The sequence below is a fragment of the Winogradskyella alexanderae genome (genome assembly GCF_020166335.1).
GTDB lineage: Bacteria > Bacteroidota > Bacteroidia > Flavobacteriales > Flavobacteriaceae > Winogradskyella > Winogradskyella alexanderae.
Genome location: NZ_JAIUJR010000010.1, coordinates 49119 through 61389, shown reverse-complemented (window position 1 = coordinate 61389; position 12271 = coordinate 49119). Strand labels below are relative to the sequence as shown.

Sequence of the window (12271 nt, the reverse complement as noted above, 5' to 3'; positions counted from 1 at the left end):
ATATGAAAAACATTAAAAAAGAAGATATAAAACAAGAGGTATTTGATCTATACGATGACTATGCGCATAATAAATTAAATAGAAGACAATTTGTTGAAAAGCTTTCACTCTATGCTGTTGGTGGATTAACGGTTTCTTCACTATTAAGTTTTATGTCTCCTAATTATGTAGATACCTTATTGGTAAAGCCAGATGATCCAACTTTAGATTCCAACTATGTAAACTACGAATCTCCTAATGGTGGTGGTATCATAAAAGGCTTACTTTCAAAGCCCAAAAATCTAGATAATAAAATATCAGGTGTTGTTGTAGTACATGAAAATAGAGGTCTTAATCCTTACATTGAAGATGTAGGACGAAGAGTTGCCAAAGCAGGATTTATCTCTCTTGCGCCAGATGCACTGACTCCACTTGGTGGTTATCCAGGAAATGACGATGACGGCAGGGCAATGCAAAGACAGCGCGACAGAAATGAAATGTTAGAAGATTTTATTGCTGCCTATGAATATTTAAAGAACCATAAGGACTGTAATGGCAAAGTTGGTGTTGTTGGGTTTTGTTTTGGTGGTTGGATTTCAAATATGATGGCTGTAAGATTACCAGAATTAGGCGCTGCTGTTCCATATTACGGTAGACAACCAGAAGATGAAGATGCCAAAAAAATTAAAGCACCTTTATTGTTGCAATATGCTGAATTGGATAAACGGGTAAATGCGGGGTGGCCTAATTTCGAAGCCGTATTAAAAGAAAACAATATTGAGCATGAAGCTTACATTTATCCTGATGTTAATCATGGTTTCCATAACAATACAACCCCGCGATTTGACAAAGAAGCAGCTAATTTATCTTGGGAAAGGACAATTGCTTTCTTCAAAAAGCATTTGACTTAAAGCTTAAAACAAATCTTTAAGTTCATTGAAGTTTAAACCACCGTAGTTTCCTGAGCTCATTAATAGTAATGATTTGTTTTCAAAGTTTTGTGAAAACAAGAAGTTTTTAAAATCTTCTGGGTTGGTATAAATAATCAAATCGTCACGCTGAAATGCACTAGCGATTTGGTTATGCGTTACTTCCTCCAACTTTTTAATTTCAACCGCATGTGGTGAATAAAATACTACTGCAACGTCCGCTTGATCCAATGCGCCCTTATATTCTTTCAAAAATTCAGAATTAAGGCTGCTATACGTATGTAATTCTAGACAAGCCACTAAAGTTCTATCGCTATATTGGTTTTTTACCGCTTTTGTTGTGGCTTCTACTTTACTTGGCGAGTGCGCAAAATCCTTATAAGCAACGCTATTATTAGTTTCTGCAATTTTTTCCAATCGTTTGCTCGCCCCTGTGAAAGTTGAAATGGCCTCATAGAAATCATCTTCATCAACTCCCATATGCTGACAAATCCATTTTGCACCTGCTAGATTATTGAGGTTATGTGCACCAAAGATTTCTATAGGCATTGGGCCGTCAGGTGTTTCCAACATTGTGGTACCTTCTTCAACTGAATATTCTGGTGTTTGGTATGGTAGTTTGCGTATTTGATTTTCAGATTCAAGGACAATCCGCTTTACCTCTTCATCCTCTTCATTGTAGTTAATACTACCACCACGTACTATAGAATCAACAAAGATTTTGAATTGCTCAACATAATTTTCGTATGTCGGAAACACATTAATATGATCCCAGGCAATACCGCTAAGTAGCGCAATATTTGGTTTGTATAAATGAAACTTTGGTCGTCTATCTATTGGAGAACTTAAGTATTCATCTCCCTCTAATACGATGAAGTCGTTGTATTCGGTAAGTTTTACCATAACATCAAAACCTTCGAGTTGTGCTCCAACCATAAAGTCAACATCTTTGTCGTGGTAATGCATTACATGTAGAATCATAGAGGTAATAGTAGTTTTACCATGGCTACCTCCAATAACAACACGTGTTTTATGCTTTGATTGTTCGAATAAGAACTCTGGATAACTGTATATTTTTAATCCTAATTCTTGTGCTTTGAGTAATTCAGGATTGTCTGCCTTTGCATGCATACCAAGAACTATAGCATCTAAATCTCCTGTGATTTTTTCAGGAAACCAACCAAACTCTTTTGGCAATAGGCCTTTGGCTTCTAACCTAGATTTTGAAGGATCAAAAATGGTGTCATCGCTACCCGTAACGTTATAACCTTTGTTCTGTAAAGCCAATGCTAAATTGTGCATTGCGGCACCACCAATAGCAATAAAATGTACATTCATGAGACAAATATCAAACTACAAAAACCAAATTCCAAATAAGGTCACGAATTATTATGCGATCAACTCATTATAGGTCGGGATTAATTGCTAGACTATTAAACAACTTGGCCTTGGTACTAAAAAATTTATTCTGAATTGCAATTGCCTTAAGTTGATTTTCGATGAGTTTAGACTCACGCGAATTCACCAGAAACAAAGAACTTTCTCCCAGTTGAAATTTTCGTTCTTCAGCAATAAGCATTTGCTCAGAATCGTTTACCATTTGAAGTGTAATATCATTTTGGATTACGTAAGAATCTAACTCTTGCTTTAAAGCATCTATCTTATTTTGAAGATTCACCCGCGTTGCATCTCGCTCAAACTCCGTATCTGATAATTTAATCCTGGCCAATTTTAAATCGCCACGCTCCTTTCGCAAAAACAAAGGAAAACTTATGTTTAGACCACCTTTGTACTCCGCTGTATTTAGACTTCTGGCAACCTCTGGCACTTCAGTTAAAAAGTTATATTCCACATCAACTCTAGGTAAAAGTCTGTTAGCTTTTAATCTGGTATCGACTTCAAGGCCCTGGATTTTATAATCTAATGATATCATTTTTGGATGTGTATCGATTATGGCCTCTTCTTCTCTCAATTGATTAATATTGAAAGTTGAATCGACTATTGGCTCGGTATTTACATCTGGAATTACATTAGGTTGCAATTCCACGGGTGTGTTATTCTCTAACCATAAAAATGTAGAAAGTTCTAAAGAGGCTTTAATTAATTTTACTCTAGACTGCTCTAAACTCAGCTTTCTGCTATTTAATGCAATTCGGGCCTCTGTAGCATCAATCTGAGCATTTTCACCAACCTCAACGCCGCGTAAAATCCCACGATAGCGCAACTCTGCGTTGATTAAAAAGTCTTCAAAAAGTCTCAACTCATTATAGGCCTGTAACCACTTAAAATAGACTAAAGACGCCTCAAACAAAATGTTGTTTACAAATATATCTCTATCTGCCTTGGCTTGCTCCCTAAACAAGCGCGCTTGCTTAAGTGATGCCATCCTATCATTGATTAATAGACCTCTAGCCAATGGTACTGCAATACCTGCACTGTACAATCCTTCATCCGGGACGAAAGCTTCTGGATTTAAAAAATCTCCTGTGTTTTCCTCAAATGCTGCCTTAAGCTCTACTCCAAACCATGTAGGTATTTTAAAGGTACCATTGAGTCTATCAAAATATTCCGTACCCTTAAATTTTTTCCGATCGTAATCTACTTCCAATTTAGGATCAAAAGCACCTCTTGATTTCATAAGCTTTGCTTGGCTTTCATCTATTACAAGCTCTGCTTGCTTAACAATTGGATGAAATTTTTTAACATACCCGAGGAACTCATCAAATCTGAGAACATTAGCCAGTTCTTCCGTTTGCGCACCGCTTAAAAACCCAAAACAAACAAGTATTACAAATAGTTTAAAACGCATGTTTTATTTCATTTTAGATTTTGTATCCTCAACAGGCTGATAATAGTTTGGAGGGAAACCATTTAGTTGTCGCCATAGCTCGAACCAAATTGGTACATCCTCCAGTAAAGCCATGGTAAAAGCCCCTGAGCCAGCTCTAATTTCCTTTGGCCAAGGGTGATCCTCTGGATCTGGCTTTAACAAGACCCTAAATCTTCCATTTGGACTAATAAAGCGCTCCACCGCAACGACCTCAGCGCCATAGGTACCATAGGATACATTTGGCCATCCACTGAAGATAATTGCAGGCCAACCATCAAACTGAACCCGTACTTTCTCTCCCTTATGAATTAGTGGTAAGTCTATCGGGCGGACAAAGGTTTCTACAGCCAATTCTATATTTTCTGGGATAATTCCCACCAATTTCTCTCCTTCCTTGAACGTTTGGCCAACGCCACCGCGAAAAGCCGTATTTATAAAACCATCATATGGTGCTGTAATAAACAGCATGTCTCTTCTGAGAGAATAATTAGAAACCATGTTTTCTAATTTTTGAACATCAGCTTCAGTACTAAATTGGCTGGATTGGGCTGAAAACTTTTCACTACGCGCTTTAGAAATCTTATCTGCAAATTCTTGCTCTACCCTGTTTATTTCTAGCTTGGCATTTGTAACTTCGGTTTTACTCACCAGTAATTTAGCTTCTTGAGACGTTTCTTTTGCTTGAGTCTCCTGTAGCTTAATCGCCGCATCTTCTACATTTTTTCTTGCTGTGAAGCCATCTTGAAAAAGACTGTCTGCTCGGTTATATTTAATTTGTGCTATTTTCAAATTGGTACGTGCAGCAACCAAATCTATACTATCTGCCTTTACTTTCTGCTTCGCCTGCGCCAACTTGTTTTGTGCCTGCTCCAATTTTAAAACACGTTCAGATTGAAGCGCCTTTATTCTTATCTCTTGTGCTTTTACTTTTTCTTGATAAGATCTCGCTGAAAATTCCTTTGAATTACGTTGTTGTTGAGTACGTTCAACAAGATTAGGATCAAAATACTCACTTTTTATCTCGGAAATTTGCATTATGGTATCACCTTTCTTCACTGTTTGCCCTTCTCTCACATACCATTTCTGTATACTACCAGGAATTGGTGACTGTATGGTTTGTGGTCGCTGTCCTGGTGTAAGTGACGTTACTTGTCCTCTACCAGAGATATTTTGTGTCCACGGCAGAAACAAAATTATTATACCAACTATCGCAAATGCTGACAAAAACCTTCTGAAGTATTTATAGTATGTTTTATTAAATACATGAACACTAGACTTATACTTGCCTAAATCTACTGACTTGTTTAATGGATTTCTGGATATATTTAGCATAATCTTTCCTCTTTAAATTATTTCACCTTTCTCAAGTGTAATCACATCTGTACATTGACTAGCCCAATCTGGATTAAAACTTACTACAATTAAAGCCCATGGATTGTTAGCATCAGTTAATAAGGTTATTAATCGTTGTGCTTCTTTCTGCTCAAAGTGCTCTAAAGGTTCCTCTAAAATTAAGACCTTTGGTTTTTTAAGAATAGCACGCGCCAAAATCATTTTCTTAGCCGTCGTAAAGGACATTTGCCTACCTTCTGGATAAATTATGGTTTCTAGGCCTCTTTCTGTTTCTTTTAAATAATCCCTCAAACCTACTTTTTCAATCACATCTTGTATTTCATGGTCTGAAATATTGGCATCAGCTAAGGTTAAATTGTCTCGTATACTTCCTTCAAATGGTGTTTCTTCAGATAAGGTAAGACCTAATAGTGAACGGTAACTATTTAACTGTATATTCTGCAATGCTTCGTCGTTAACAAATATTCGTCCTGATGTAGGTTCTATAATACCAGAAATAATTCTTAATAAACTTGATTTTCCTGAACCACTTGGACCTTGAATTAAAACTCTACTAGCTGGTGTAATCGTCAACGAAATATCCTTTAATATATGGATAGATCTATTAGGAACATGATAACTAACCTTTTCGAGTTCTATTTTAAGGTCTTGTGATTCATCAATTTTAATACCTTCAAGACCCTCTATTTTTTTATCTACGACCTGACCCATTTTTTCTAAAGACGTTAATACATCATAGAATGGCTCTAAACCAAGAATGAGCTTCTCCACCGATCCAATTACCAATAGTATGATTAATTCTGCTGCAACAAATTGACCAATATTCATTTCTTGGCTTAAAACTAGTAACCCACCTATTAATAAAAGGCCTGCAGTAACAATTACCTTAAAACCAACCATCTGGATAAATTGTAAGATCAAAATCTTGAAGTGACTTTCTCTTGCTACGAGATACCCGTCTACTAATTTGTCGTTTTTATCTAGGGCTAATGATGTTTTGCCAGATACTTTAAAACTCGTTATTGCACGCGCAACTTCTTGAATCCAATGTGCCACCATATATTTTTTCTTGGATTCTTGTAGACTTGTCTGCATACCCTTTTGGATGGTAAACTTAAAAACAATGTAAATGAGAATTATTAGCAGAATACCAAAAGCAATGAAAAATGGATGGTAAAATGATAATAAAATTAATGCAAACACAATTTGAAGTACCGCAGTTGGTACATCAATAAGTAGTTTTGCCAAACCTTTTTGTACTGTTAAGACATCAAAAAATCGGTTGGCTAACTCTGGTGGATAGTAGTTACGCAACTCATCCATTCTTATTTTAGGAAAGCGGTATGTAAACTCAAACGATGCACGCATAAATATGCGCTGTTGTACAGTTTCTATGATACGCATTTGCATAACTTGTAAAACACCAACAAAAGCTACACCAAGTGTTACCAATACAACCAATACAATCCAAGATGTGCTTACCTGAGCACCTTGAATTAAGTTTATAATTGCCTGTATTCCAAGTGGCAATGTTAGGCTAATAAGACCAGAAAAAACAGCATAATAAATAACCTGGAGTAAATCCTTCTTTTCTAATCTCAAAATCCCAATGAATCTCTGCCAAGGTGTTAAGATCGTTTTTTTTGTGTTCATCTGTTAAATATTTAAAACTTTTATGGTTAGGTTCGTAAAGAAATCAGTTGGTGTAATATCTTGGTCGCAATCTGTAATTGTCCTAAAATGCGATTTTAAAAAATGCTGATGTAATGCACCCTCAACAATTGTACTGGCTAAACTCAAAGGGTATTCATAAGAGTTATCTACATTTGAGATAATACCGCTTAGTCGTGTTATTAGTCGCTTATAAATTGCAAAATATCCCTCTTCGTTCTCATTATCTACCTCTTTAGTCAGGTAGCTTTTAGAATATTCATTTACAATAATTCTATTTAATACAACCTCGTTTATATGGGAAAAAGCTACATCTTCTTTTATTGATTTAGTTACAACTTCAATTGCCTTAAATAATTGTTCCTTTTTATTTGGGATATTATGCGTTGCAAATACCAATTGATATTCAATCCATGCCCAATACCAAGATGTGAGATAAAGTAATAGTTTATGTTTGCTTTCAAAATAACGATAAATAGAACTTTCGTTAGAACCTATTTTGGCTCCTAACTTTTTAAAAGTGAAATTGTCAAATCCAATTTCTTCAATCAATAAGATACTGTGCTCAATAATACGCTTGCCTAAATCAGAAGACTCTGGATCTTTGATGAAGATTTTATCTGGAACTGATATCTTTAAATTTGATAGTAAATTTATCATACTTAAAATATTTGTCTGCAAATATAATAGTATTACTATCATAAATTCGTTTTTAACAAATAATTAGCAAAATAAAAACACCTAAATAGTGAGGTATGAATTGATAAAAATCTTTTAGAGTTTTAAAATAGCCTCTTGTTCAGAATGAAAGACATCTATATTTGGCAAGCCTGTAATTGCCTTTTCAATCCAAAAAAGCGCGTTGGATTTGTCATTTTTATGTCGATTTATTTGCGCCAAGCGATAATAGGCCCATTCCTTAGGCACACCGTCTTTTGCCGAATAATTCGCCAGATATACCGCTAGAGATTTTTCGCCTTTGTCCAATTGAATATTGTATTCTGCACACACCTTTCCGATTTGGTAATGTATGGCATTGCGCTGATGTTTCTCTTTAGATATTTCTAGAGTACCTAATGCTTTATCTGGTCGTTTTTGTTTATCATAAAAATTAGAAAGTTTCTCATAACAGGTAACTGATCCACCAACTTTAATGGCCAATTTATAATACTTCTCTGCTAACTCTGGTTCATTATCATATTCATAAACGTATCCTTTCGCAAGATAACCGTCCACCTTTGATAATTTTTCAAGTTCTTCAGCGTACTTTAAAGCTTTAGCGTAGCTTCCTCCAACAATTCCTGGCAAAGAGACATACAAATCTACCAAGGCCCAACGTGTGTCTATATGCGATTTGTCTAATGAGGACGCAGTTAAAAAGGATTGCTTTATGTCTCCTATAATTCCTAGTGCTTTAAATTTGCTAATACTTCTTGCTTTCATGCCTAAAGCACCTCCATATTTGTAGTGGTAGTTTGCATTATTAGGATAATTTTCTTTAAGCTTTTTATACTGCTCAATCGCTCTATCCCATTTGCGTTGGTAGGCGTAAGAATCTCCTAACAACTCTATAGCTCTAATACTTTTTGGATTTAGTTCAAGATAGTTTTGTATTTCTTGTTGGGCCATAACATATTTTTTGGCCTCCATAAAACTTTGAGTCTTTTCAATAGCACTTTGACCAAAGCCTATATGTGAGAAGAAAACAAAGCATATTAACTTGTACATAACAATTAGGAATTAATATTAACCCTTGGGTGGATACTTACTAAATATTCTTCCTATTAATTTATTAAAATGTTCGTCTCGCTTTTCAGGTGTATCATTTGGTTTGTAAAGTGACTCGCAGACGGCTTGCCAAACGAGTTTTTCGCCTTCACTCAAATCTACAAAATCTATTGTTATCTCTCTAGACAGTAAATTGCCACCAACAGGCACACCAACAGATATTGCACCTCCTACATTTCCACCAGTGCCTCCCATTCCAATTCCGAAACTAGAATTGGTTGTTGGCTGTATATCTCTGCTACTGATGTCAATATAAAAATCAGCATTGGTTTTACGTTCTATACCAACTTTCTGTAATTCAGCATCTATAGCTCGCATAATGCGCTTTTGGTCTAACACACTAAGTCCAGTCTCCATATCATCAAAATAACTATAAGATTTGTATTGAGTAAAATCTGTGGTTTCCTCGTAGTCATAATAAATTAAAGGACCACAGGAACTCATAAATGCAAAAAGTAAGATGTATTTTAACGCTTTCATTTTTAATTTAAAGATATTAAAAAAAGAAGGTTTTCAGCTCAATTTTAACTATTCCAGTTCACCCTTGGATTCTACGACTTTAGTCAAAGAGGATGAAATTATTCCTGTTGGTATAGCTACAATACCAAGACCAATTAAGAGTATAAAAAAAGTAAAGATTCTTCCACCTACTGTTATAGGATACACATCTCCATAACCAACCGTAGTTAAGGTTACAATAGACCACCACAAACTATCAAAAATTGATGAAAAGTGTTCTGGTTGTGCTTCATTTTCGAAATAATAAATGCCAACAGCAGCAAAATATATAAGGACAAGTGTAATGGCCATAAACAATATTATCTGCTCCTTGGCCAAAAGCATGGCTTTACTAAAATGACGCATGGCTCTGTTATAGCGTACTAATTTTAAAAGTCTAAATAACCTAAACATTCTTAAAACCCTCAACGATCTGAGGTCTACGCCAAAAGACAAATAGAATGGCAGGATTGCCAATAGGTCAATTATTCCAAAAAAGCTAAAAATGAATCTCAATTTTTGGTCTGCCACATAAATTCTTGCCAAATATTCTAAGGTAAATACCACTACACAAAAGATTTCAATAGATTGCAAAACAACTTTCGTTCGTGGTTCTAAACTTGGTAATGTTTCTAAAGAAAATGTTATAACAGATAGGACAATTAAAAACTGAATAAAAAAAGCAAAGCCCCTACTAAGTCTGTTATCGTTGTATTCTACAATACTCTTTAAGTATGCCTTCATAGCTTACACTATTGGTTTAACATTGCCCAAAGTTTATCTTTTAATTCAGTTAAACCCTCCTGTGCTACTGAGGAAATAAACATATAATCAGCTTCAAGATCTCTATCTAAAATAGTTGATATTTCAGACTTTAATTCTTCATCTAACATATCCGATTTTGAAATTACTACGAATCTCTCTTTGTCTAGCATTTCGGGATTATAGCGTCTCAATTCGTCAATTAGGATTTCATATTGCTCAACAATATCTTTTGAATCAGCCGGAATAAGAAATAGTAATATTGAATTTCGTTCTATATGCCTTAAAAAATAGTGGCCAAGACCCTTTCCTTCTGCTGCACCTTCAATAATACCTGGTATATCTGCCATTACAAACGACTGATAATCCCGATATTTCACAATTCCCAAATTAGGTTTTAAGGTTGTAAATTCGTAGTCTGCTATTTTGGGTTTTGCTGAAGTTAATACAGATAGCAATGTAGATTTTCCTGCATTAGGAAAACCAACAAGACCAACATCTGCAAGGACTTTTAACTCTAGTGTAATATTTTTTTCTTCAAGTGGAATACCTGGTTGGGCATAACGAGGTGTTTGGTTGGTGGCACTTTTGAAATGCCAATTACCTCGGCCACCTTTACCTCCTTCTGCTACTATTTTTTCCTCTCCATCTTCGGTAATTTCAAATAGTATCTTATTTGTATCAGTATCCCTAACAACAGTTCCTAACGGAACCTCAATAATGGCATCTTGCCCATCAGCACCTGTACTTCTGCCTGAACTGCCGTGCTCACCGTGACCCGCTTTTATATGACGCTTAAACTTTAGATGAATTAGTGTCCAAAGATTAGAATTTCCTCTCAGAATAACATGGCCTCCACGGCCACCGTCGCCACCGTCTGGACCACCTTTTTGGATATATTTTTCGCGGTGTAAATGCGCAGATCCCTTTCCTCCATTACCTGAAGCCACATGCATCTTTACGTAATCTACAAAATTTCCTTCTGTCATGTCAGTATCCCACGAAAGTGGAAATTTTAATCAATTTTTGGTGTTAATTTTCACGAGAGTCTTTTCTTCCGACCTATGATGAAATATATGATAGATCCAAAATAAGGAAGTAATAAGACCACTATTACCCAAATTAACTTGTCATTGTCTTCAAATTTATTTCTTAAAATGCTAATGAGAGCCAAAATTGGCAAGAGAAAAAATAAAACAGACAACACTATTATGATTAAGGCTCCTAAAGGATTAATAAAAAACATGCGTTGTTATTTATAATTTATCTATAACCCCACTCAAGCGTACCGTGATTTCCTCAATGCTACCAACACCATCAACACCATAATATTTATCCTGATTTGAGTAGTAGTCTTTAAGGATGGCGGTTTTATCGTAGTATTCCTTAATTCTATTTCGAATGATGCTCTCATCTGCGTCGTCTGCCCTACCACTTGTTTTACCACGCTCTAACAAGCGTTGTACTAAAACCTCATCATCCACCTCTAAGGCTACCATTGCATTAATCTGCGAATCTTTTGACTCCATTAATTGATCTAAGGCTTTAGCTTGCGCATTTGTTCTGGGAAAACCATCGAAAATAAATCCTTTTGCATCAGAATTTTTCTCAACTTCTTTATTCAACATATCAATAGTGACCTGATCAGGGACTAATTCTCCTTTGTCCATATAGGATTTAGCTAACATACCTAAGGCTGTTTCGTTTTTAATGTTGTACCTAAAGACATCTCCTGTAGAAATGTGTACTAAATCATATTTTTCCTTTAAAAAATTAGCTTGTGTTCCTTTGCCTGCGCCTGGAGGGCCAAATAAAACAAGATTAGTCATATATTGCGTTGTTTTTAATTGATATACAGCTGGCATGTCTCTCCCTAATCCTTTGTAATCCAAACCATAGCCTACTATAAATTTATTCGGTATTTCCATTCCAATATAATGGAGTTTGTAGTCTTTATCGTAAGCTTCTGGTTTATAGAAAAGCGTTGCTATTAAAAGCTGTTTTACGTTTTCATTTCTAAATATTCTATGAACCTCTTCTAACGTATTTCCAGAATCAATAATATCTTCCAAAATCACTACTGTCCTGCCTGTAAGATCTTGTGTTAAACCTATTAAACGTTGAATGTCTTCTGTTGATTTAACCCCTTCGTAAGAGGCGAGTTTAATAAAAGTAACTTCACAAGGTTTGGGGTACAACTTCACAAAGTCACTAACCAACATAAATGATCCATTGAGTATCCCAACAAAAACCGGCATTTCATCTCCCAGATCATCAACAATTTCATCCACCATTTTTTGTATGGCCTCTTGAATTTCCTCTTCAGAAATAAAAGGCTTGAAATATAAATCGTGAAGCTTAATCAAGTTGTATTAAATTTTAGAAAAACAAAGATAATCATTTGATTAACGTTAGACTATTTTTGAATTGTGATTTTAAAAAAATGTAGCATAATTAGTGT

At 35.3% G+C, this 12271-nt stretch carries 12 protein-coding genes; 1 reads left to right on the top strand and 11 read right to left on the bottom strand.

The window, feature by feature from the left end; all coding sequences use genetic code 11:
• Positions 1-2 precede the first annotated feature (2 nt).
• Positions 3-890, top strand: coding sequence for a dienelactone hydrolase family protein (locus tag LBU54_RS13520; RefSeq protein WP_224530886.1), 888 nt, complete (start codon positions 3-5; stop codon positions 888-890).
• Positions 891-893: 3 nt separating this feature from the next.
• Here the strand turns inward: LBU54_RS13520 and LBU54_RS13515 are convergent, their stop codons facing one another.
• The 11 genes from LBU54_RS13515 to LBU54_RS13465 form a co-directional block, all read right to left on the bottom strand.
• Positions 894-2246: a UDP-N-acetylmuramate--L-alanine ligase gene (locus LBU54_RS13515; protein WP_224530883.1), complete on the bottom strand. Its 1353-nt coding sequence runs from the start codon at positions 2244-2246 to the stop codon at positions 894-896.
• Positions 2247-2313: 67 nt separating this feature from the next.
• Positions 2314-3717: a TolC family protein gene (locus tag LBU54_RS13510; RefSeq protein ID WP_224530881.1), complete on the bottom strand. Its 1404-nt coding sequence runs from the start codon at positions 3715-3717 to the stop codon at positions 2314-2316.
• 3 nt (positions 3718-3720) lie between these two features.
• Positions 3721-5070: an HlyD family secretion protein gene (locus LBU54_RS13505; RefSeq protein ID WP_224530879.1), complete on the bottom strand. Its 1350-nt coding sequence runs from the start codon at positions 5068-5070 to the stop codon at positions 3721-3723.
• A gap of 12 nt (positions 5071-5082) precedes the next feature.
• Positions 5083-6744, bottom strand: a complete 1662-nt coding sequence (locus LBU54_RS13500) for a peptidase domain-containing ABC transporter (protein ID WP_224530876.1) — start codon at positions 6742-6744, stop codon at positions 5083-5085.
• A gap of 3 nt (positions 6745-6747) precedes the next feature.
• Positions 6748-7422 (bottom strand): TetR/AcrR family transcriptional regulator, encoded by a 675-nt coding sequence (locus LBU54_RS13495; RefSeq protein ID WP_224530857.1) that lies wholly within the window; start codon positions 7420-7422, stop codon positions 6748-6750.
• Positions 7423-7536: 114 nt separating this feature from the next.
• On the bottom strand, positions 7537-8490 hold the full coding sequence (locus LBU54_RS13490; protein WP_224530852.1) for a tetratricopeptide repeat protein: 954 nt from the start codon (positions 8488-8490) through the stop codon (positions 7537-7539).
• 18 nt (positions 8491-8508) lie between these two features.
• Positions 8509-9030, bottom strand: a complete 522-nt coding sequence (locus LBU54_RS13485; protein WP_224530849.1) for a DUF4136 domain-containing protein — start codon at positions 9028-9030, stop codon at positions 8509-8511.
• A gap of 48 nt (positions 9031-9078) precedes the next feature.
• The gene (locus LBU54_RS13480; RefSeq protein ID WP_224530846.1) at positions 9079-9792 is read right to left on the bottom strand and encodes an ion transporter; all 714 of its coding nucleotides are present in this window, start codon (positions 9790-9792) and stop codon (positions 9079-9081) included.
• 8 nt (positions 9793-9800) lie between these two features.
• The gene (obgE, locus tag LBU54_RS13475; protein WP_224530843.1) at positions 9801-10799 is read right to left on the bottom strand and encodes a GTPase ObgE; all 999 of its coding nucleotides are present in this window, start codon (positions 10797-10799) and stop codon (positions 9801-9803) included.
• A 50-nt stretch (positions 10800-10849) separates the two neighbouring features.
• A complete protein-coding gene (locus tag LBU54_RS13470; protein ID WP_224530840.1) occupies positions 10850-11056 on the bottom strand; it encodes a PLDc N-terminal domain-containing protein in 207 nt (68 codons plus the stop codon).
• A 10-nt stretch (positions 11057-11066) separates the two neighbouring features.
• The gene (locus LBU54_RS13465; RefSeq protein WP_224530820.1) at positions 11067-12176 is read right to left on the bottom strand and encodes an adenylate kinase; all 1110 of its coding nucleotides are present in this window, start codon (positions 12174-12176) and stop codon (positions 11067-11069) included.
• Between the last annotated feature and the right edge of the window lie 95 nt (positions 12177-12271).